Annotated in this window: 19 protein-coding genes and 1 pseudogene; 11 read left to right on the top strand and 9 right to left on the bottom strand. The window is 63.2% G+C overall.

What is annotated here, in order from left to right:
• The first annotated feature begins 227 nt into the window (after window positions 1–227).
• The gene (locus ABDW57_RS26765) at window positions 228–1,649 is read left to right on the top strand and encodes a DEAD/DEAH box helicase (RefSeq protein ID WP_343733183.1); all 1,422 of its coding nucleotides are present in this window, start codon (window positions 228–230) and stop codon (window positions 1,647–1,649) included.
• 129 nt (window positions 1,650–1,778) lie between these two features.
• Here ABDW57_RS26765 and ABDW57_RS26760 read toward each other — a convergent pair whose 3' ends face one another.
• Window positions 1,779–2,252, bottom strand: a complete 474-nt coding sequence (locus tag ABDW57_RS26760; RefSeq protein WP_343733182.1) for a hypothetical protein — start codon at window positions 2,250–2,252, stop codon at window positions 1,779–1,781.
• A gap of 74 nt (window positions 2,253–2,326) precedes the next feature.
• The gene (locus tag ABDW57_RS26755) at window positions 2,327–3,370 is read right to left on the bottom strand and encodes a DUF5694 domain-containing protein (RefSeq protein WP_343733181.1); all 1,044 of its coding nucleotides are present in this window, start codon (window positions 3,368–3,370) and stop codon (window positions 2,327–2,329) included.
• 159 nt (window positions 3,371–3,529) lie between these two features.
• Between ABDW57_RS26755 and ABDW57_RS26750 the strand changes: the two genes are divergently transcribed.
• The 4 genes from ABDW57_RS26750 to ABDW57_RS26735 all read left to right on the top strand — a co-directional run bounded on the left by ABDW57_RS26750 (window position 3,530) and on the right by ABDW57_RS26735 (window position 5,986).
• Entirely contained in the window at window positions 3,530–4,087 is a 558-nt protein-coding gene (locus ABDW57_RS26750) for a sigma-70 family RNA polymerase sigma factor (RefSeq protein ID WP_343733180.1), read from the top strand.
• A gap of 31 nt (window positions 4,088–4,118) precedes the next feature.
• Window positions 4,119–4,454 carry a hypothetical protein gene (locus tag ABDW57_RS26745; RefSeq protein WP_343733185.1) on the top strand — a complete coding sequence of 112 codons (336 nt, stop codon included), beginning with the start codon at window positions 4,119–4,121 and terminating at the stop codon, window positions 4,452–4,454.
• A 3-nt stretch (window positions 4,455–4,457) separates the two neighbouring features.
• Complete coding sequence (locus ABDW57_RS26740; protein WP_343733179.1) at window positions 4,458–5,696, top strand: MFS transporter; 1,239 nt, start codon at window positions 4,458–4,460, stop codon at window positions 5,694–5,696.
• A gap of 101 nt (window positions 5,697–5,797) precedes the next feature.
• Window positions 5,798–5,986: a hypothetical protein gene (locus ABDW57_RS26735; RefSeq protein WP_343733178.1), complete on the top strand. Its 189-nt coding sequence runs from the start codon at window positions 5,798–5,800 to the stop codon at window positions 5,984–5,986.
• 49 nt (window positions 5,987–6,035) lie between these two features.
• Here ABDW57_RS26735 and ABDW57_RS26730 read toward each other — a convergent pair whose 3' ends face one another.
• The gene (locus ABDW57_RS26730) at window positions 6,036–6,284 is read right to left on the bottom strand and encodes a DUF3297 family protein (protein WP_161014594.1); all 249 of its coding nucleotides are present in this window, start codon (window positions 6,282–6,284) and stop codon (window positions 6,036–6,038) included.
• Window positions 6,285–6,383: 99 nt separating this feature from the next.
• On the opposite strand from ABDW57_RS26730, the gene ABDW57_RS26725 reads away from it, so the two are divergent.
• The 5 genes and pseudogenes from ABDW57_RS26725 to ABDW57_RS26705 form a co-directional block, all read left to right on the top strand.
• Window positions 6,384–6,839 (top strand): MarR family transcriptional regulator, encoded by a 456-nt coding sequence (locus tag ABDW57_RS26725; RefSeq protein ID WP_343733177.1) that lies wholly within the window; start codon window positions 6,384–6,386, stop codon window positions 6,837–6,839.
• Window positions 6,836–8,146 carry an MFS transporter gene (locus tag ABDW57_RS26720; protein WP_343733176.1) on the top strand — a complete coding sequence of 437 codons (1,311 nt, stop codon included), beginning with the start codon at window positions 6,836–6,838 and terminating at the stop codon, window positions 8,144–8,146. The genes ABDW57_RS26725 and ABDW57_RS26720 overlap by 4 nt, the downstream gene beginning before the upstream one ends.
• A 9-nt stretch (window positions 8,147–8,155) precedes the next feature.
• Window positions 8,156–9,118, top strand: coding sequence for a LysR substrate-binding domain-containing protein (locus tag ABDW57_RS26715; RefSeq protein WP_343733175.1), 963 nt, complete (start codon window positions 8,156–8,158; stop codon window positions 9,116–9,118).
• 129 nt (window positions 9,119–9,247) lie between these two features.
• Window positions 9,248–10,543, top strand: a complete 1,296-nt coding sequence (locus ABDW57_RS26710) for a Glu/Leu/Phe/Val dehydrogenase (protein WP_343733174.1) — start codon at window positions 9,248–9,250, stop codon at window positions 10,541–10,543.
• Window positions 10,544–10,623: 80 nt separating this feature from the next.
• A pseudogene (locus tag ABDW57_RS26705) lies at window positions 10,624–11,808 on the top strand (malic enzyme-like NAD(P)-binding protein); the annotation flags it as partial.
• Between the two features lie 218 nt (window positions 11,809–12,026).
• On the opposite strand, the gene ABDW57_RS26700 reads toward ABDW57_RS26705, so the two are convergent.
• The 6 genes from ABDW57_RS26700 to senA form a co-directional block, all read right to left on the bottom strand.
• Window positions 12,027–12,359 carry a YnfA family protein gene (locus ABDW57_RS26700; protein ID WP_343733173.1) on the bottom strand — a complete coding sequence of 111 codons (333 nt, stop codon included), beginning with the start codon at window positions 12,357–12,359 and terminating at the stop codon, window positions 12,027–12,029.
• Window positions 12,356–13,645: a glycosyltransferase gene (locus ABDW57_RS26695; RefSeq protein WP_343733172.1), complete on the bottom strand. Its 1,290-nt coding sequence runs from the start codon at window positions 13,643–13,645 to the stop codon at window positions 12,356–12,358. Before ABDW57_RS26695 ends, ABDW57_RS26700 begins: the two co-directional genes overlap by 4 nt.
• Entirely contained in the window at window positions 13,642–15,462 is a 1,821-nt protein-coding gene (locus tag ABDW57_RS26690; RefSeq protein WP_343733171.1) for a DUF885 domain-containing protein, read from the bottom strand. The genes ABDW57_RS26695 and ABDW57_RS26690 overlap by 4 nt, the downstream gene beginning before the upstream one ends.
• A gap of 68 nt (window positions 15,463–15,530) precedes the next feature.
• Window positions 15,531–16,634 carry a hypothetical protein gene (locus tag ABDW57_RS26685; RefSeq protein ID WP_343733170.1) on the bottom strand — a complete coding sequence of 368 codons (1,104 nt, stop codon included), beginning with the start codon at window positions 16,632–16,634 and terminating at the stop codon, window positions 15,531–15,533.
• A 226-nt stretch (window positions 16,635–16,860) separates the two neighbouring features.
• Entirely contained in the window at window positions 16,861–18,141 is a 1,281-nt protein-coding gene (locus tag ABDW57_RS26680; RefSeq protein ID WP_343733169.1) for an amidohydrolase family protein, read from the bottom strand.
• A 62-nt stretch (window positions 18,142–18,203) separates the two neighbouring features.
• A complete protein-coding gene (senA, locus tag ABDW57_RS26675; RefSeq protein WP_343733168.1) occupies window positions 18,204–19,397 on the bottom strand; it encodes a selenoneine synthase SenA in 1,194 nt (397 codons plus the stop codon).
• Window positions 19,398–19,431: 34 nt separating this feature from the next.
• Here senA and senB point away from each other — a divergent pair, with 34 nt between their 5' ends.
• Window positions 19,432–20,412: a selenoneine biosynthesis selenosugar synthase SenB gene (gene senB / locus ABDW57_RS26670; protein WP_343733167.1), complete on the top strand. Its 981-nt coding sequence runs from the start codon at window positions 19,432–19,434 to the stop codon at window positions 20,410–20,412.
• Window positions 20,413–20,423 lie beyond the last annotated feature (11 nt).

Raw genomic sequence — 20,423 nt, 5'->3', positions numbered from 1 at the left:
AAGATTCAGCCAGTGATAGTTAAGCAGCTACGCAAGCCTCACAGCGCATCGTTCGGATGCCCTTATAAAGCCCTCCCGCCTCTGGTGTCGTTGATCTGACACCGTCCCGGCGCAAAGCTTTTGTGCCGAAATTTCTTTCGATTCTGATTGAATCATTTCGTTTTGGTAGGCGTTGCTATTTCGCGTTCCGCTCCGGCGTGGGCGCTGCATTTTTACGAAAGAAAAGCATGACATTTGAAGCACTAGGTCTCAACACGTCCATCCTCAAAGCCCTGACCGATGCCGGCTACACCAAGCCTACCCCGGTGCAGGAGCAGGCAGTGCCGGCCGCGATCGCCGGCAAGGACTTGTTGGTATCCTCGCAAACCGGTTCCGGCAAAACGGCAGCCTTCATGCTGCCGTCGCTGCACCGTCTGGCCGCGATCGAGCCGACCGCCGCCGGCAAGACCGCCAATCAGGAAATGCAAGCCGCCCGCGCACGCGGCGAGCGTCCACGCTTCCGCCCTGCCCAGCCGAAGATGCTGGTGCTGACCCCGACCCGCGAACTGGCATTGCAGGTCACCACCAATACCGACAAATACAGCGTCAACCTGCGCCGCATCAAGGCGGTGTCGATCCTGGGCGGCATGCCATATCCAAAGCAGATGCAGCTGCTGGCCAAGAATCCTGAAATCCTGGTGGCCACCCCGGGCCGTCTGATCGACCACATGGAATCGGGCAAGATCGACTTCTCGCAGCTGGAAATCCTGGTGCTGGACGAAGCCGACCGCATGCTGGACATGGGCTTCATCGACGACATCGAAAAAATCGTTGCCGCGACGCCGGAAGGCCGCCAGACCATGCTGTTCTCGGCCACGCTGGACGGCGTGGTGGGCAATATGGCGCGTCGCATCACCAAGGACCCGCAAGTGATCCAGATCGTCTCGGCCACCGCCAAGCACGAAAACATCACCCAGCGCGTGCACTTCGTGGATGACCTGTCGCACAAGAACCGCCTGCTGGACCACCTGCTGCGCGACGAAACCATGGCCCAGGCCGTGGTGTTCACCGCCACCAAGCGGGACGCCGACACCATCGCCGACCGCCTGAACATCGCCGGCTTCTCGGCTGCCGCGCTGCACGGCGACATGCACCAGGGCGCCCGCAACCGCACGCTGGAAAGCCTGCGCCGCGGCCACGTCAAAGTGCTGGTGGCAACCGACGTCGCGGCGCGCGGCATCGACATCCCGACCATCACCCACGTGTTCAACTACGACCTGCCGAAGTTCCCTGAGGACTACGTGCACCGCATCGGTCGTACCGGCCGCGCCGGCCGCAACGGCCTGGCGATCTCGCTGGTGAACCACGCCGAAGGCATGCACGTGAAACGCATCGAGCGCTTCACCAAGCAAATGATTCCGGTGAACGTGATCGAAGGTTTCGAGCCGAAGAAAACCAGCTTCCCGCCGCGCTCGTCGCGTCCGGGCGGCTGGAAGCCGGGCGACAACCGCGGCGGCGCCAAGCCAGGCCAGCGCTCGTTCAGCAAACCAGGCGGCGCCCCGCGCCGCGACGGCGTCACCGGCTCGAACGAAGGCTACAAGGGTCCAGGCTTCAAAGCCAACAACCCGTATAACAACGACCGCCCACGCCGCAGCTACGGCGACCGTTAATCCGGTCAAGTAGTCAAGCACGGCCGCCCGAGCAATCTGGCGGCTTTTTTTATGTTCGCACAAGCGGCGGCCTGGCGGCCAGGCCGAAACTCCCGCCGCGCCGGCAGACTGACAGCGGCCCAGCGCTGATTAATGCTGGCCGGAGCGCGTGGACAGCGCCACGATGGCGGCGCCGGCGGCGACGATCAGCGCATCTTCGATCAGGCCGCTGCGGGTCTGGCCCATGCTGGCCATGGCGCGCTTGCGGCCGGCCAGCGTGAGGTAGGCCAGTGGCACGGCGGTTGCCACGGCCACGGCGGCGCCAGACGATTCCTTGCCTTGCGGCGCCAACGCAGCGCCGGCGATGCCCGCACTCATCACGCGTGCCAGCAGGCCGAGGAAGACCGTGCGGTCAGGCGCGGTCTTCATCTTGTCGCCCACCAGTTCGCCCGCCCCCATGGCCATGGCACCGAGTTTGAACAGCGGCTTGTCCAGCAGAACCAGTTTGCCGCTGGTCTCGCGCTTGGCCATGCGCGCGGCCGCCAGCGTGGCCATGGGTGTCATCGAGCGCGCGCTTGCCACGGCGCCGATCAGAACGGAAGGAAGCAAGCTGCGAGCGGTCATCGTTATCTCCGGTGAGCGGTATGGATGACTGCACTTTACGGGCTATCGCGCCTTCCCTCTGTTAAGCAGCTAGCTTATTTCAGCACCGCTTCGACGTCGACGATGTCCACGCCCTGCAGCTGCCCCAGCCAGGCGTCGAACCACGGCTTGTGGGTGACGCCGACGATGGACAGCACGCGGGCGCCCGGGCGTTCGCGGAAGGTTTCACGGATGTTGGCCACCATGCGCAGGTTGCGGATTTCCCAGCCGGCCACCCACATCTGCGGATAAGCTTCAGCCGATTGGCCGCGCAGCGCGGCGCGCACATTGCCGTCGGCCCGCACCCGCAGCGCGGCCGGCTGGTTGATCAGGCGATACAGCGGCAGCAGGTCGGGCTGCAACGCCAGGGCATCGGCGCGCTGGTCCTGCGCTTGCAGCGCGGCGCCGCCGGCTTTCCATGCGGCCTCGACCGAGCTGCCGAAGGCCTTGCCGTCGGCCACCTCGATATTGTCGCCAGTGTGGTTATCGACCGCGTGCACACGTTGCAGGCCGAGCCGCGCAGCCAGGCGGGCGGCGATCTGATAATCCTCGTTGTGATTGCCGGCGAGTTTGTTGAGCTTGTTCACCAGTGCGGCATCCAGGCCATCGCCGGCGCGACGCTCGGCCTGCGGCAATTGCAGCCACTGCACATAGGCCGAAGCGCGCTCGTTCGCGGCCAGGAACAGCGCGGCCAGATGGCGGCGCTGCGCCGCCGCAGGCTGCGCCGGCCAGGCCTTGAGCGTCTTGTGCACTTCCGCGATGGCGGCAGTCAGATCCAGCCCGGTAGCGGCCTGGGCATCCTCGGTCGGCGCGCAATAATCGGCGCCATACCTGGCAGGCTGGCGCGCCGCGAGATCGCATTCCTCGCCCGGCAGCGACTCGATGGTGACGATATCCGGCTTGAACGTCTCCAGCCGCTTCAGCACGCCGTCCAGCGCCGCAGGATTGAAGGTCTTCGGCAACTCGCCCAGGTGCACCGTGCCCAGCACCAGCACCTGCGAGCGCGCCCCCGCCATATCCCGATCCAGCGCCGACAAATCGCCCTGCGCCAGCGCTGCCAGCGGCAATACCAACCCCAACACCAGTCCCCAATTACGCATCGCACCTCCTCCGATTGAAAGTACGGTCAGTGTAAGAAAGTCAACGCCCGACGGCAGCCGGTTTTAGACGGAATGCCAATTCCACGCCCCAGAATGCAAAAACTGCGGACTTGGCAGTTCGACATACAATATTGCGTAGTGCCGAACGTCCTCCAGTCCATGACTGCACCAATAACAACATCCGAGCAAGATCAGGACATCACCGCGACCGTGTTGCGGGAGCGGTCGCGGTTGTGGAACTTCATCCGCCGCCGCGTTGCCGATCAGACCGACGCCGACGATATCCTTCAGGACGTGTTCTACGAGTTCACCCAGGCTTACCGCCTGCCCGATCCCATCGAGCAGGCCAGCGCCTGGCTGTTCCGCGTCGCCCGCAACCGCATCATCGACCGCTTCCGCAAGAAGAAGGAAGTGGCGCTGGAGGATCTCGCGCCCTGTGACGAGGAGGACGACTGCCGCCTCGACCTGATGCTGCCCTCGCCCGATGCCGGCCCCGAGGCCGCTTACGCCCGCGCCATGCTGCTGGAGGAACTGCAGCAGGCGCTGGACGAACTCCCGGCCAACCAGCGCGAGGTCTTCATCGCCCACGAACTGGATGGCGTCAGCTTCAAGGAGATGGCCGCACAGACCGGCGTCTCCATCAACACTTTATTGGCCCGCAAGCGCTACGCCGTGCTGTATCTGCGCGAGCGCCTGCAGGCCCTGTATGACGAATGAAAGGAGGTATGTGGAAATGCGTCACCACGACATGAGCTACAAGAAATTTAAATTGATGAAGGGGATCTTCATCCTTGCCGCCGCCAGCGTGCTGGGCCTGATTGTCATGGCCCTGTGGAACTGGCTGATCCCGCAAATCTTCCCCGGCGCCAATGCCGTGAATTATTGGCAAGCCCTCGGATTGCTGCTACTCTGCCGCATCCTGTTTGGCGGTTTCCGCGGTCATCACCGCGACTGGCACGAGAAGCGCGAACACTGGCAGCGCTGGCAAGCCATGACGCCCGAAGAGCGTCAGGCCTTCTTCAAGCACCGGGCCAATTTCTGCCGCCCCGATCGGGCTGCACCGCCACCTGAAACGAAAGAATAACGCATGCAAAAAACACCAGCGCCGCCGTTCAGCGGCTATCAGAAACAAGTGGTGGCCATGCTGGCCTTCCTGCAGTTTGCCGTCATCCTCGACTTCATGATCATGTCGCCGCTGGGCGCCGTCATCATGCCGGACCTGAAGATCGCACCGGCGCAGTTCGGCCTGGTGGTCTCGGCCTACGCCTTCAGCGCCGGCCTGTCCGGCCTGCTGACCGCCGGCTTTGCCGACCGCTACGACCGCAAGCAACTGCTGCTGTTCTTCTACACCGGCTTCATTCTCGGCACCGTCTGGTGCGGCCTGGCGCAAAGCTTTGAAAGCCTGCTGGCCGCGCGCGTGTTCACCGGCCTGTTCGGCGGCGTGATCGGCTCGATCGTGCTGGCGATTTCCACCGACCTGTTCCCGCCCGTCATGCGCGGCCGCGTGATGGGCCTGATCCAGACCGCGTTTGCCGCCAGCCAGGTGCTGGGCATTCCGGCCGGCATCTACCTGTCCAACCAGTGGAACTGGCACGTGCCTTTCATGGCCATGGCTGCCTTCGGCCTGGTTGGCGGCTTGCTGGTGGCGTGGAAGCTGCAGCCGGTCAACGCCCACCTGGGCCACCCGCAGGAACACAGCCCGTTCATGCACCTGTTCCACACCGTGACCGAGAAGCGCTATCTGCTGGCCTTCTGCGTCACCGCCCTGCTGACCACCGGCGGCTTCATGCTGATGCCGTTCAGCAGCGCCTACATCGTCAACAACATGGGCATCGACCTGCATCATCTGCCCACCGTGTATCTGGTGACCGGCATCTGCACCATCTTCATCGGCCCGCTGATCGGCCGCGCGGCCGACGCGGTCGGCAAGTTCCGCGTATTCCTGTTCGGCACCGCGCTGTCGATTGCCATGGTGCTGATCTACACCCACCTCGGCCACATCCCGCTGTGGATGCTGGTGCTGGTCAATTCGGTGATGTTTGTCGGCATCTTCTCGCGCATGATTCCGTTCCAGGCCATTTCCTCAACCGTGCCCAGCATGACCCAGCGCGGCTCCTACAACGCCATCAGCGCCTCGATCCAGCAACTGGCCGGCGGCGTGGCGTCCGTGGTGTCCGGCCATATCGTCACCCAGGCCGCCGATGGCCGCCTGCAGCACTTCGACACGGTCGGCTATGTGGTGGTGGCCACCTCGCTGGTGGCCACCGCCCTGCTGTGGCGGCTGCAGCGCAGCCTCCCAAGCGCAGCGGCGCCGCGCCCGGCTTAAGATAGACTCAATTTTATTGCCGTACGGCACTATTTCGAATTATAATAATTTCAGTCAGTCGTAACCAACCACCAACTACCTGATTGAAAAGGGAGAAGTGCATGAATTCCAGAAATATGGATGCCGCCTGTCTGCGCGCCCTGCGCCGTCGCGGCCATTCCGACACCAGTATCGCCGCCATGACGCCCGAGGAAGCGTTTTGCGAATACTGCGCCTACCACGGGATCATGAACCTGTCGCCATCCACGCTGCAAATGCTGGACAAGCTGCGCGGCGAAGCCAACAAATAAAAAAAGCCACCGTTCAGGTGGCTTTTTCGTTGCAACAGCAAGCTGTCGATTAACGGTAGAACGGCTCGACCGTGCCTTTCAGCTTGATCAGCATCGGATTGCCTTTGCGGTCCAGCGCCTTGCCGGCCGGGACCTTGATCCAGCCTTCGCTGATGCAGTATTCATCCACATCGTTGCGCTCTTTGCCGTTGAAGTTGATGCCGATGTCGTGTTCAAACACGGCAGCGACGTGGAATTTGCTGCGCGGATCGATCGACAGACGGTCCGGCAGCGGTGGGAGTTGAGTAGTATCGTTCATGCCGCCATTATAGCCCACACCACACCTTGAGACGATAGTTCTTGCGCGATACTTGTTTACTCAAGTATTATTCAAGCATTACTCAACCAAGGAGCAATCATGGACGAATCCATCGCCGTCAGTCCCAGTCTCGAATTCACCCTGCGCCTGGCACGCGCGCAAGCCACGCTGGTGCGCCGGCTCGACCAGGTGCTGGGCGGCTACCACGGCATCAGTTTCAGCGATTTCATGCTGCTGCACTACCTGAACCGCGCCCCCGGCGGCCGCCTGCGCCGCGTCGACCTGGCCGAGCGCCAGGGCTTGACCGCCTCCGGCGTCACCCGCACCCTGCTGCCGCTGGAGAAAATCGGTCTGGTCGAACGCCAGCAGGACCCGCGCGACGCCCGCGTCGCTTACGCCGCCATCACCGCCACCGGCCGCGAAATGCTGACCAATGCCACCACCGTGGCCGACCAGATCAGCAAAGACCTGCTGCGCAGCTGCCCGCCGGCGCAATTCGATGACGTCAGCAAGGCGCTGGCGCTCATCGCCGGCATGAACGCCTCCAACTCATGAGCGCGCTCAAACAGGACCCCAACTTCCAATGGCTGATGCGCGGCGGCGTCATCTCCATGTTGGGCGACCAGTTAACCATGATCGCCCTGCCCTGGCTGGTGCTCAAGCTGACCGGCGACACGCTGGCGCTCGGCCTGGTGATCGCGCTGATGAGCGTTCCGCGCGCGGTGTTCATCCTGATCGGCGGCGCGCTGGTGGACCGCTACTCGCCCAAGCGCGTGCTCATGCTGAGCAAGTACGCCAATGCGGTGCTGCTTGCGCTGCTGACGCTGCTGGTGCTGAACCTCCACGCTACGCCCACCATCACGCTGAGCAAGACGCTATCGCTCACGCTGGTGCTGACGCCGCAACTGGCGCTGCACCTGATCTACGCGCTGGCCCTGGGCCTCGGCCTGGCGCAGGCGTTCGGCATCCCGTCCGGCACCTCGATCATGCCGCTGGCGATCGCGCCGGAACAGCTGCAGGCAGCCAACGGCATCCTGATGGGATTGCGCCAGTTGTCGATGCTGATCGGCCCACTGATGGCGGCGGGCCTGCTGGCGATTGCCGGCAACGGCGGCGACGCCGTCAGCGATACCCGCGGCCTGGCGCTGGCGTTTGGCCTGGATTGTCTGAGCTTCCTGCTGTCCGCATGGACGCTGGCCAAAGTGCGCCCGCTCGGCGCACCCTCGCCGGCAGCGGCAACACAGTCCGTGCTGCGCGCCGTCGGCGCCGGCCTGCGCATGGTGTGGGACGACATGCCGCTGCGCCTGTGCTTCATCTATTGGGGCACGGTGTCGCTGGTGATCGGCGGCGCGATGCAGGTGGCGATACCGGTGCTGGCCAACGATCTGCATGGCGCCACCACGCTTGGTTTGCTGATGGGCGCACATGGCGCCGGCACGCTGATCGGCATGGGCATCGCCGCGAAATTCGGCAGCCGGCTGCGCTTTGCGGAATTCGGCAGCATGCTGCTGCTGATCGACGCCATCGCCGGTCTGCTGGTGGCGCCGCTGGGCTTTGTGCACGCGCTGTGGCAAGCAGGTTCGCTGATGCTGCTACTGGGCCTGTTGGGCGGCTACATGCAGATCAACGTCTTCACCTGGATACAGCGCCGCATACCGCCGCAGATGATGGGCCGCGCCATGAGCATCTTCATGTTCATCTTCATGGGGCTGGCGCCGCTGTCGGCGGCGGCGACGGGATGGATATTGACCTTGGTCTCGCTGTCGCAATTGTTCCTTGGTGGTGGCATCATACTGGTGCTGTTTGCGACGCTGGCGTATTTGTTCACGCCGATCCGCAGCATCACTGCCAACGCATCATAAGGACATCGCATGGAAACCAAATGGCTGGAAGACTTCATCTCACTGGTGGAGACCAATAACTTCAGCCGCTCGGCGGCGCTGCGCCACGTGACGCAGCCCGCCTTCTCACGCCGCATTCAATCGCTGGAAAACTGGCTGGGCACGGACCTGATCGACCGCACTTCCTATCCCACGCGCCTGACGCCGGCCGGCATCGTGTTCTACGAACAGGCGCTGGAGATGCTATCGAAGATCAACGGCGCGCGCGAGATGCTGCGCTCCAAACGTGCTGCCGCGCAGACCAGCATCGACCTCGCCGTGCCGCACACCTTGTCGCTGACGTTCGTACCGAAATGGCTGACCAGACTGGAGCAAGATTTCGCGCCGATCCGCAGCCGACTGATGGCGCTCAATGTGCACGACGCCGTGCTGCAACTGGTGGAGGGCGGATGCGATCTGCTGCTGTGCTATCACCATCCACGCCAGCCGGTGCAGCTGGACCCCGGCCGTTACGACATGCTGGTGCTGGGCCATGAATCGCTGCGGGCCTATGCGCGCTGCGACAAGAACAAGGTGCCCGAGTTCACCCTGCCCGGCACCAAGCGCGCGCCGCTGCCCTTCCTCTCCTACACCAACAACGCCTATCTCGGCCGCATGGTGGAGCTGATCCTGAGCGACGCCAGGACCCCGCTGCATCTGGAGCCGCACTACGAAACCGACATGGCGGAAGGCTTGAAGATGATGGCGCTGGAAGGGCGCGGCATCGCCTTCCTGCCGGAATCCGCCGTCACGCGCGAGCTCAAACAAAAGCAGCTGGCGCGCGCCGACGGCGATACCTCGGACTGGGAAATCGAGATGGAAATCCGCCTGTACCGCGAGCGGCCATCATCGCATCGGCGCGGCAAACCCATCGTTGAACGGCTGTGGGAATTCCTTGAATCGCAGCAGAAGCACGCCGGCGGAAAACGCCGCGTTCCGGTATCCGAGAGATAACTATGCATTTTTTGCATAGACGAATGCGCATACAGCATTGGCCGCTCTGAAGGCTCCAGGCCTATGATTCGTGCCACTTGAGCGCTGCCACGAGCAGCGTTCATTCACGAATCCACGGGAGCCTTGAGCATGACCACTGTACCAGCACAACACGCACTGCCTTCCTACCTCAACGCCGAAGACCTCGGCCCATGGGGCGTCTACCTGCAGCAGATCGATCGCGTTACCCCGCACCTCGGCAGCCTGTCGCGCTGGGTCGAAACGCTCAAGCGTCCGAAGCGCATTCTGACCGTCGACGTGCCGATCGAGCGCGATGACGGCACCATCGCCCACTACGAAGGCTATCGCGTGCAGCACAACATGTCGCGCGGTCCAGGCAAGGGCGGCGTACGCTTCCACCAGGATGTGACCCTGTCCGAAGTGATGGCCCTGTCGGCATGGATGACGGTGAAAAACGCCGCGGTCAACGTGCCATACGGCGGCGCCAAGGGCGGCATCCGTGTTGATCCAAAAACCCTGTCGCGTGGTGAACTGCAGCGCCTGACGCGCCGCTACACCAGCGAAATCAGCCTGATTATCGGCCCGAACAAAGATATCCCGGCACCGGACGTCAACACCAACGAGCAAGTGATGGCATGGATGATGGACTCCTACGCCATGATCGAAGGTAACCTGTCGACCGGCGTGGTGACCGGCAAGCCGATCTCGCTGGGCGGCTCGCTGGGCCGCCGCGAAGCGACCGGCCGCGGCGTGTTCGTGGTGGGCCGTGAAGCCGCCGCCAAACGCGGCGTGGCGATTGCCGGTGCCCGCGTTGCGGTGCAAGGCTTCGGCAACGTCGGCGGCGTGGCTGCGACCATGTTTGCGGAAGCCGGTTCGAAAGTGGTGGCTGTGCAGGATCACACCGCGACCGTGGTGCATCAGGGCGGCCTGGATATCGCCCGTCTGCACAAGCACGTGGCGGAAACCGGCGGCGTAGCCGGCTTCCCTGGCGCCGAAGCGGAGCTGAATCGCGATGCATTCTGGGACGTTGAATCCGACATCCTGATCCCGGCGGCACTGGAACAGCAGATTACTGCAGCTAACGCGTCGCGTATTCGCACTAAAATCATCCTGGAAGGCGCCAACGGCCCGACCACGCCGGAAGCGGACGACATCCTGACCGACAAGGATGTGCTGATTGTTCCTGACGTGCTGGCCAACGCAGGTGGCGTAACCGTGTCATACTTCGAATGGGTGCAGGATTTCTCCAGCTTCTTCTGGACTGAAGATGAGATTAATGCCCGCTTAACCCGCATCATGCAAGATGCATTCAATGCTGTATGGACCGTTGCGCAGGAAAAGAAAGTCACGCTGCGCACCGCGACCTTCATCCTTGCCTGCACCCGTGTGCTGCAAGCCCGCGAAGTGCGTGGCCTGTATCCATGATGTACTGAATCCCCAGCAGTTTGCGCCTGCACCGGCTTTCCCGCCGTGCGGGCGTTTTTCGCATTTGTAAGGAACAGAATATGAGCACCATCGAACAAAAAGCACTGGCCTACCACCGCGCGGGCAGCGCGGGCAAAATCGCCATCGAAATCACCAAGAGCGTGAGCACGCAGGAAGACCTGGCGCTGGCTTACTCGCCAGGCGTGGCCGCGCCGTGCGTGGAGATCAAACGCGAGCCGGCCAAGGCTTACGAATACACTGCCAAGGGCAACCTGGTTGGCGTCATCACCAACGGCAGCGCGGTGCTCGGGCTGGGCAACATCGGCGCGCTGGCCGGCAAGCCGGTGATGGAAGGTAAAGTGGTGCTGTTTAAAAAATTCGCCGGCATCGACGCCTTCGACATCGAGATCGACGAGAGTGATCCGGACAAGCTGGTGGACATCATCGCCGCCCTGCATCCGACTTTCGGCGGCATCAACCTGGAAGACATCAAGGCACCGGAGTGCTTCTACATCGAGCGCAAGCTGCGCGAGCGCCTGTCGATTCCGGTCTTCCACGACGACCAGCACGGCACCGCCATCGTGGTGGGCGCGGGCATGCTGAACGCGATTGAAATGACCGGACGCGATATCGCCACCGTTAAAATTGTCTGCTCCGGCGCCGGCGCGGCGGCCATGGCCTGCCTGGAACTGCTGGTGGACCTGGGCGCGCAGCGCAAGAACATCTACGTGTGCGACAGCAAAGGCGTACTGACCACCGCGCGCAATCTGGACGGTGAAAAGGCCGCGTGGGCGCAGGATACCGCGGCCACCACGCTGTCGGAGGTGATGGAAGGCGCGGACGTATTCCTCGGCGTGTCCGGCCCGGGGGTGCTGTCGCAGATGGATATCCAGCGCATGAAGGCGCAGCCTATCGTGTTCACGCTGGCGAATCCGGAACCAGAACTGCGTCCGGAACTGGTACGCGAAGTGGCGCCGGACGCCATCATCGCCACCGGTCGTTCGGACTATCCGAACCAGATCAACAATGCCCTGTGCTTCCCGTATTTGTTCCGCGCCGCGCTGGACTCAGGCGCGACCACCATCAACCAGGAAATGAAACGCGCCTGCGTGGTCGCCCTGGCCGACATGGCGCGCAGCGACGCACGCTTCAGCAAAGACTACATCGTGCCCGGCCTGCTGGATCCACGCCTGCTGAGCGGCGTCACGCCGAAGATCGCCACCGCCGCCTGGCGCAGCGGCGTCGCCCGCAAGCAGCTGGTGGAACTCGAATACGCCGACGACCTGAAAGATCTGGCGGAATCGCTGCTGTAATCTGCATCGAGCGGCGCATGCGACGGCGATCCTCTCGCTATCGCATGCGCTGCTGTCCTGATGTTTGAGAGTGCCCAATCCCCGCTGGATCGTGCGCATGGTGATACTTCGCCGCCACGCCCATGCAGCAGCTGCCGCGGGGCGCGGCGGGCAATCTGAAGTCCACCACCTTATTGAGATGGTTGAAGCGCGATCACTGCCATGCCAACCAGCGCCAGCACGGCGCCAATGACATCGAAGCGGCTTAAAGACACGCCGTCGACAAACCTGAGCCACAGTAGCGCAACGCAAATATAGGCGCCACCGTATGCGGCGTAGGTACGGCCGGACGCAGCAGGATGCAGGGCCAGGAGCCAGGCGAACAAGGCAAGCGACACGGCAGCTGGCACAAATAACCATGCCGGCTTTCCCTGCCTGAGCACCAGCCAGGGCAGATAACAGCCCACAATTTCCGCCAGCGCGGTCACAAAAAACAACGCGGCAATTCTTAAAAAGTCAGTCATGGAAGTAAGGTAAAGATAGGTGCCTGACTAAGCCTGGCCAAAATAAGTCTGACGGCTTCCGCTACGCCGTTCTCGCGCTCCATGGCTGCGGCAACCGCGGCGGCTTTCGTGGTCAACGCCGGATGATCGAGTATATGACGTATGCGTGCCGCAAGCTGCTGCGCGGTGACGCTGCGGCGCCGCGTCAGCTTGCCGGCGATGCCGATGCGCCGCAGCTCATTCGCCCAGTGTTCCTGTTCGCTGATGTTGGCGATCACGATGGACGGCTTCCCCGCCAGCGTGGCCGATTGCGTCGTCCCAGCGCCGCCGTGATGCACGACCGCCGCGCAGCGCGGGAAAATCAGGTGGTGCGGTGAGGACGGCACGTACATGATGCGCTCATCCGACCGGACGCCGCACTCCTCCCAGCGCGACGCCTGTATCACCGCACGGCAGCCTGCCAACTGCGCAGCTTCAGTCAGCAAACGAAGCGCATCCCTCTGATCGGCCACGTCGGGCGGCATCCAGCTGCCAAACGTCATGTAGACCGGTGCTTCGCCGGCAGCCAGAAAAGCGGACAAGTCCTCACTGAGCCGCCCCTCCAGCTGGATATTCGGCATATCGAGGAAGCCGCAGACCTGGACGGTGTCCGGCCAATCCGGCTGGCGCTCGCAGATCTGCGGACTGACCGCCACCAGCGTCAGATACGGCGACAGCCACACATCGCCCACCACATCCCGCGATGGCGCCATGCCCAGCTGCGCGCGCAGGCGGTTGACGTAAGGACTAAGCGTACGATGCAGCAGCCGCCGCGTAAGCCACCACAAAAACCTGTTGAACATGCGCGGCCAGCCCAAAGGATGGCTGTACTCACTCGGTATCGCCGCATGCGACAACAGCACGCTCACATACGGCTTGCCGGCATGCTCCGCTGCGATCTGCGCTGGATGCATGAAGTAGTGCCCGATCAGCAGATCCGATTCCGCCGCCAGTTCCCGCGCCGCCGCGAACATCGCATCCTCCACCGGCCCAAAGCAGCGCTGCAGGATCAGCGACATCTGCCTCAAGGGATCACGGGCGCGAACGATGGCCCAGCCGATATCCGCGCCCTCCCCGGGTGTAATCACCGGCGACGCCACGATGCGAATCGTCACGCCCGCCGCCGACGTCACGCCGGCATAGACATCGCTGTCGACGCAGGTAATCAGCAGCGTGACCTCATGCCCGGCCAGTTGCAAGCCTTCCGCCAGCGCCAGAAACGGCCGGATATCACCGTGGCTTCCCCACGTCTGCAGCCCTATCTTCATGCCTGCTTGCGCTTCGCGATCCAATCGTTAATCACGCCCTCCAGTACCGACAGCGGCAAGGCGCCATGCGTCAGCACTTCGTTATGGAACTGCTTCAAATCGAATTTATCACCCAGCTCCTGCCTGGCATGCTCGCGCAAGGCCAGGATCTTCAGCATGCCCACCTTGTACGCCAGGGCCTGCCCCGGATTGACGAAGTAACGCTCGATCTCCGCCGTGACATCGCCTTCGGCCATGCCGGTGTTGTCCATCATGTAGCTGATGGCCTGCTCACGCGTCCAGTGCTTGTAATGGATGCCGGAATCGACCACCAGCCGCGTGGCGCGCATCATCTCATCGCGCAAGCGGCCCAGGTTATCCAGCGGGTCCTTCTCGAAACCCAGCTCATACGCCAACCGCTCCGCGTACAGCGCCCATCCTTCCTGGTACGCGGTGAACGGCACCACGCGGCGGAAGAACGGCACACCCTGCAGCTCCTGCGCCAGCGTGATCTGGAAGTGGTGGCCCGGTATGCCTTCGTGATAGGCCAACGTGCGCATGGCGAATTTCGGCGTATCGCCCGGATTGCGCATGTTCGCGTAGAAAACGCCCGGACGGGTACCGTCAAACGCGCCCGGCATGTAGTAGGCACCCGGCGCCGTGGCCTCCGACGACGGCGGCACCTGTTCCACCTTCACACCCAGCTTGGGACGCACATCAAAGGCGCCATCGAGCCCCTTGTTGACGTCATCCAGAATGGCTTGATACTGCGTCAGCATGGCTTTCTTGCCCTCGGGCGTATTTGGATACTGCTGCTCCGGTGTGCGCGCCAGCTGCTGCACGCGGGCGCCGATGGTGCCCTCATTCAGTCCCTGCGAATTGAGGATGGCGTCCATTTCCGCGCTCACGCGCGCCACTTCCGCCAGGCCCAGTTCATGCACCTGCTGCGGCGTCATGTTGGTGGTGGTGTGCATGCGCACCGCCCAGGCATAGAACGCGTCGCCGTTCGGCAGACTCCAGGCGCCATTGTTTTCCTTGGCTTTGGGTTCCAGCGCGGTGAAATAGCTGATCAAGCCGCGATACGCCGGATACACCTGATCCTTGACCGCCGCGGCGGCAGCGGCCAGCAGGCGGGTACGGGTGTCGGCATCCATCTCCGCTGCGGGAATCTTGTCCAGCTTGGCCTTGAAGCTGACGTACAGCGGATGCTGCTCCGGCACCATGGCGATCATGCCACTCATCTGCTTGAGCACCTTCTCCACCGTGAAACGCGGCGGGATGATGCCGCGCGATTCGCGCAGGCGCAGGCTCTCGGTCAACTGGGTAAATTTGGCCGGGAACAGTTTCAGACGGGCGATGTAATTTTCCGCCTCCTTCTTGCTGCCTACCTGGTGCACCTGCACCATGAAGTCCGGCAGCGCGCTTTGCACGCCCTGCATCTGATTGACCGGGAAGTTATGCTTGTCATATGGCTCGCCGTCCGCCTGGATCTGCAGGAAATAGGTCAGCGTATCGTAAGAGAGCTGGCCTTCGCGGTCCAGCTTCTCACGATCGTACTGCTTGATGGTGGCCAGACTGTTCTTCATCAGGTCCATCATCTTCTGCTCATGTGCCGGCGAGGCGTCATCCAGCCTGGCGCTGTAGAAGTCCGCCCAGCCGGGCAGAATGCGCATCGAAGACAGCATCTCGGGACTATCGATGGCGAAAGCGGCAAACACCTTGGTGTAGAACCAGTCCAGCTTCAACGGCTTGAAGTAAATGGTGTGGGCGATCAGGGCCGCCACCACCACCACTACCGAGACCAGCGCGATCGCCAGCCACTTGAATACACGTTTCATGCAGCACTCCCCCATCGTCATAATTATTTTTCAATTATGTGATGAGCAATGTACTGCTTGCAAGCGATTTAACGGCCGCGCGTGACGCTGATGGCCTGCAGCCGGTTGTCGTCGCCAACCAGCAGCAGGGCATGGTCGGCAAACAGCATCTGGCGGAATATCGGCGTGGGTCCAAGCAGCGCGCGGCCGGGCAAGGTGAAGCGCAACACGGTCTGCGCCTGTGCCGACAACGGCTCCGCACCGGCCGCGTAGTCGGTCAGCACCAGCACGTCGCCAATCGCATCACCAGGATTGAAGGCGCCGACCACGCTGCCGGCGATGGTGACGCCACCGCTGAACGCATGCGCGTCGATTTCCGATGCGCGCACATTGCCAGCCCATTTGCCGGACAAGGTTTCCTGCGTCAGGTCGGTGCGGCCGGCAGGCAGCAACGGCGCGCCACTGTTATCGACCGCCACGCCCATGATGCCGCCGCTGCTGGTGGTCGTCGCTTTGCCGTTCCATAGCACACCCATCTTGCCGGCAGCATTGAGCGCTATCGGATAAGGTTGTGCACCGCCAGTATTGATGGAGCGGATGGCAGGCGCCCCCGCGCCCTTGGCCCACATGGCCAGCATGCCGCCGCCTTCCATCCAACCCGCCAGCACCGTGCCGTTTGCCGCCGCCACGCGCGGGTGCAGCGCCGAGGTGGAAATCATGAACGGTGGCGTCAACTGCCTGCCATTGAAGTCAAACTTGCACAGCTTGAGCACATACTGAGTCTTGTCGGTGACCGGCAGCAGCGAAAAGGTGGTGGCCAGCCAGAAGCCATTGCCCTCCACCGCACCACCATTTTCGGCCGCCGCGTACTCGGTGGTGGAGGTCGCCGCCACAGGCGGATAGAGATCAGTGGCGCTGCCCAGCAGCCTGGCCTGCGCATCGAAGTGCAGCAGCGCCGTACCCTTGGCGGCTTGCACCATGATGAAGCCGTCGGGCGACAGCATCATCAGCCAGCCGCCGGTATAGCCGGCGGCAAGCGAGAAACCATAATCGGTACTGGACAACAACTTGCCCTGCTTATCCAGCACGCTCAGTCGCGTGCCCGCATACACAGGCTGGCCATTGACGGTAACGAAGGCATCGGAACGCGACCGCACCACAATGCGGTCGCCCACCACCAGTGCATCGGTCATGCCGGCCAGCGAGCCAACGGGGACAGGATCGGAGACAGTGATGGCGGCGGTGGCCGTAGAGCCAGTGGCAGTTCCAGAGGAGGAGCTGGAACCGCCACCGCAAGCGCTCAGCAGCACAAAGACAAAGAGAAGAAAAACACGCATGCAGCCAGTATAAGAAGAAAAACAACTTCCCCCTACACTGCCCGCATGGCCTGGCGAGCCAGCGTGATGACCTGTCAGCCCTTTACTGCTGGCGGATCACCGCGCCGCCCTTCATCACGAACGACACCTTGGTCAGTTCGGTGGCATCCTCGGCGGCATTGCCCCTGACGGCGATGATATCGGCGTACTTGCCCACACTGATCGAACCCACGCGGTCCTTCCAGCCCAGCAGGTCTGCGGCGTTGATGGTGGCTGCCTGGATGGCCTGCATCGAGGTCATGCCGTATTTGGTCATGTAGTAGAACTGCCTGGCGTTGTCGCCGTGCGGATAAACGCCGGAGTCGGAACCGAAGGCCATTTTGGCGCCACCCTGGAAGGCCTTGCGGAAGTTATCGCGCTGCAGCTGGCCGATCACTTTCTCTTTCTCGATCGATTCCGGCAGCATGCCGGCCTTGATGCCTTCTTGCAGAATGAAGTCATCGTTGTAGATGTCCATCACCAGATAGGTGCCCTTCTCCCTGGCCAGCTTGATGTTGACGTCATCGATAAGGCTTGCGTGCTCGATCGAATCCACGCCGGCGATAATGGCATCGTGAATGGCGCTGGTGCCGTGCGCGTGCGCGGCCACCTTGCGGCCCAGCTTATGGGCTTCGTTGACGATGGCCTGCATCTCTTCCAGCGTGTACTGCTGCGCGCCCGGCTCATCGCCTTTCGAGAGCACGCCGCCCGAAGCGCAGATCTTGATCACGTCGGCCCCATACTTGGCCATCTCGCGCACCTTGGCGCGCGCCTCCCACGGGCCGTCCGCCACGCCGCGGCCAGTGAAGTTCGCGTCCGGCGGCAGCAAATTCTCGTCGCAGTGGCCGCCCTTGATGCCGATGGCGTAGCCGGCGGTGCGCATGCGCGGACCGATGAAATCACCGTCGTTGATGGCATCGCGCAGGGCCACATCGCCAAAGCCGCCGGCACCGACGTTGCGCACAGTGGTGAAGCCGGCTTCCAGCGTCTTGCGGGCAGCGCGCACGCCATACAGGGCGGCGCGGGTGTCGGATACGCCCAGCGAGTTGTAACCGCTCATGAACGGGTCGGCGGTCAGGTGGGTATGCATGTCGATCAGGCCTGGCAGCACGGTCTGCGCCGACAGATCGATCACCTGCACGCCGGCCGGCACCTTGGTGGTGGCACTTGGGCCAACCGCGCTGATACGCTCGCCGGTGATGATGATGGTCTGGTCCTTCAGCACCGTGCCGGCGACGACGTCCACCAGTTTGCCGGCGCGGATCGCGGTCACCTGCTCGGCGGCACAGGCTTGCGCTGCCGCGCCCAGAACAGCTGCGGAAATCAGGAAGTGCTTCAGTTTCATGGAGGGCGCCTTTGGTCGGGATGAAAACAAAAAGCATAGCAGAGCCCCCGCCAAATGCGAAGCTACCCCGGCCAGGCGCAGGTGCGGAAACCTGCAAAGATATCGTCGCGTTCCGGCAGGTAGAAATTACGGAATTTGGCCGTGCCAAAACGTGACGGTGTGACGAACGAAGCTCCGCGCAGCACCTGATGCGTGTGGAACCACGGCTCCGAATATTCAAGATAGCGGTCCGCCTTGAAGTCCGGGTACGGCTCAAACGGCGATGCGGTCCACTCCCATAGCTGTCCCCAGCGGAAAGCGGGATGGCCGGACAACGCAGCGTATTCCCACTCGGCCTCGGTCGGCAGGCGGCGCCTGGCCCAGGCGCAATAAGCCTGGGCTTCATATAGATTAACGTGGCGTACCGGCTCCGCGCCGGCCACGGTGCACAGCTTCCCGAAGCGCATGGTGCGCCACTGCCCGCCATCACGCTGCCAGTAGCGCGGCGCCGAGCGCTCCTGCCGCATCAGCCAATCGGCGCCGGCATGGCTCCAGAACTGGCGATTGTCATACCCACCATCGGCGACGAAATCTGCATACTGGGCATTGGTCACCAGTGTGCTATCCATGCGAAACGGCGCCACATGGAAGGCGTGCGACTGACGCTCGTTATCGAACACGAAGCCGCCGCCGGCCTTGCTGCCCAACTGGATGGTCCCGCCGGGGAAGCTGATTTCGGCAGGCGCAAACACACCCTGCACTTCACTGGCCTGCGGCAGCGGCGTCGGCAGCCCCAGCGTCTGCAGGGTGTAGTGGAACGCTTCGCCATGCATGTCCTCATGCGCCAGCGCCAGGCGGTACGGGTACAAGGCTTCGTCGGTATTGGCTTCGCGCGAGAGTTTATCCAGCACGCGGTCCAGCACCTCGTGGCAGTAGGTCTTGACGCCGCCGGTGCTGGGCAGGTCCAGCGTCCAGCGGCTGCGGTGCGGCACGCGCGCGGAGTCGAACCAGTCGTCGCCCTTGGTCAGCAGGCAGTTGCCGTTGGCGTCCGCCGGATGGCTGGACGCGGCCTCGCGCAGAATGAACCACTCGGCAAACCATGCGGTGTGGCCCAGTTCCCACAGTGGCGGGTTGATGATGCGCAGTTGCGGCACGCGCGACGATACGTCCATGCCGGCCGCGGCAAAACTATCGAACAGCGACAGCGTATAATCCCTTGCATGCTGAAGGGCTTCAGCCATCTGCTGCGAGGTGGCGTTCCTGAATGAAGAAGTCATGCGAAGATTGTAACCACTTTCAGGCAAAACACCAGTGAGCAAAGCACATATCTGGATCGTCAGTCCGGCGTCGGCGCGCAACAACAATGGCAACTGGCAGAGCGCCAGCCGCTGGGCGCGATTCCTGCGCACGCGCTACCGCGTGACGATCGCGCAGCACTGGCCTGCTCCGGATGCCGCCGCCGATGCCGCCCCGCCCGACCTGCTGATCGCACTGCACGCGCGCCGCTCGGCCATCTCGCTGGATGCGTGGACCCGCGCCCATCCCGACCGTCCCTCGGTGCTGCTGCTGACCGGGACCGACCTGTATCGCGACATCCGGGCCGACGCCGGCGCGCAACGTTCGCTGCGGCAGGCCAGCGCGCTGGTGGTCCTGCAATCGCATGGCGTGCAGGCACTGCCGGCCCAGTGGCACAGCAAGACCCGCGTGATCTACCAGTCCGCCGCCACGCTGCGGCCCCGGCCCGGCCCGCATCGCTACGCGGACGTTTGCATGATCGGCCACCTGCGCGCGGAAAAAGACCCGCTCACCTTCATGCGCGCCGCTGCGCTGGTGCGGGCGCCGTCGGCGCGCCTGATCCATATCGGCGGCGCATTGGAGCCGGAACTGGAACAGGCGGCGCTGGCCACCGCCGCGCAACAGCCGCGCTACCGCTGGCTGGGCGCCATGGCGCATGCGGCCACGCGCCAGCGGCTCAAGCGCAGCCGCGCCATGGCGCTGAGCTCCCACATGGAGGGCGGCGCCAACGTCATCATTGAGGCGGTGTGCGCCGGCGTGCCGGTGCTGGCCAGCGATATCAGCGGCAACCGCGGCATGCTGGGCGACGACTATCAAGGCTACTTCCCGCCCGGCGATGCCGCCGCGCTGGCGCGGCTGATCGACCGCATCACCGAAGATCAAGGCTTCCACGCCGCCCTGCGCGCCCAGTGCGATGCCCGCGCGCCGTTGTTCGCGCCGGCCGCCGAGCAAGCGGCATTGCTGGAGTTAGTGGATAATCTGCTGCATAAGACTTAACCAAGGATGCA

It is taken from the genome of Duganella sp., from assembly GCF_039595735.1.
Taxonomy (GTDB): Bacteria; Pseudomonadota; Gammaproteobacteria; order Burkholderiales; family Burkholderiaceae_D; genus Rugamonas.
Note: the sequence above shows the minus strand (reverse complement) of the source record. Positions and strands in the feature narration are given on the sequence as shown.

Coding starts and splice junctions, on each gene's coding strand:
- ABDW57_RS26765 (WP_343733183.1), top strand. CDS start 228: ATGACATTTGAAGCACTAGGTCTCAACACGTCCATCCTCAAAGCCCTG.
- ABDW57_RS26760 (WP_343733182.1), bottom strand. CDS start 2,252: ATGACCGCTCGCAGCTTGCTTCCTTCCGTTCTGATCGGCGCCGTGGCA.
- ABDW57_RS26755 (WP_343733181.1), bottom strand. CDS start 3,370: ATGCGTAATTGGGGACTGGTGTTGGGGTTGGTATTGCCGCTGGCAGCG.
- ABDW57_RS26750 (WP_343733180.1), top strand. CDS start 3,530: ATGACTGCACCAATAACAACATCCGAGCAAGATCAGGACATCACCGCG.
- ABDW57_RS26745 (WP_343733185.1), top strand. CDS start 4,119: ATGAGCTACAAGAAATTTAAATTGATGAAGGGGATCTTCATCCTTGCC.
- ABDW57_RS26740 (WP_343733179.1), top strand. CDS start 4,458: ATGCAAAAAACACCAGCGCCGCCGTTCAGCGGCTATCAGAAACAAGTG.
- ABDW57_RS26735 (WP_343733178.1), top strand. CDS start 5,798: ATGAATTCCAGAAATATGGATGCCGCCTGTCTGCGCGCCCTGCGCCGT.
- ABDW57_RS26730 (WP_161014594.1), bottom strand. CDS start 6,284: ATGAACGATACTACTCAACTCCCACCGCTGCCGGACCGTCTGTCGATC.
- ABDW57_RS26725 (WP_343733177.1), top strand. CDS start 6,384: ATGGACGAATCCATCGCCGTCAGTCCCAGTCTCGAATTCACCCTGCGC.
- ABDW57_RS26720 (WP_343733176.1), top strand. CDS start 6,836: ATGAGCGCGCTCAAACAGGACCCCAACTTCCAATGGCTGATGCGCGGC.
- ABDW57_RS26715 (WP_343733175.1), top strand. CDS start 8,156: ATGGAAACCAAATGGCTGGAAGACTTCATCTCACTGGTGGAGACCAAT.
- ABDW57_RS26710 (WP_343733174.1), top strand. CDS start 9,248: ATGACCACTGTACCAGCACAACACGCACTGCCTTCCTACCTCAACGCC.
- ABDW57_RS26700 (WP_343733173.1), bottom strand. CDS start 12,359: ATGACTGACTTTTTAAGAATTGCCGCGTTGTTTTTTGTGACCGCGCTG.
- ABDW57_RS26695 (WP_343733172.1), bottom strand. CDS start 13,645: ATGAAGATAGGGCTGCAGACGTGGGGAAGCCACGGTGATATCCGGCCG.
- ABDW57_RS26690 (WP_343733171.1), bottom strand. CDS start 15,462: ATGAAACGTGTATTCAAGTGGCTGGCGATCGCGCTGGTCTCGGTAGTG.
- ABDW57_RS26685 (WP_343733170.1), bottom strand. CDS start 16,634: ATGACCGATGCACTGGTGGTGGGCGACCGCATTGTGGTGCGGTCGCGT.
- ABDW57_RS26680 (WP_343733169.1), bottom strand. CDS start 18,141: ATGAAACTGAAGCACTTCCTGATTTCCGCAGCTGTTCTGGGCGCGGCA.
- senA (WP_343733168.1), bottom strand. CDS start 19,397: ATGACTTCTTCATTCAGGAACGCCACCTCGCAGCAGATGGCTGAAGCC.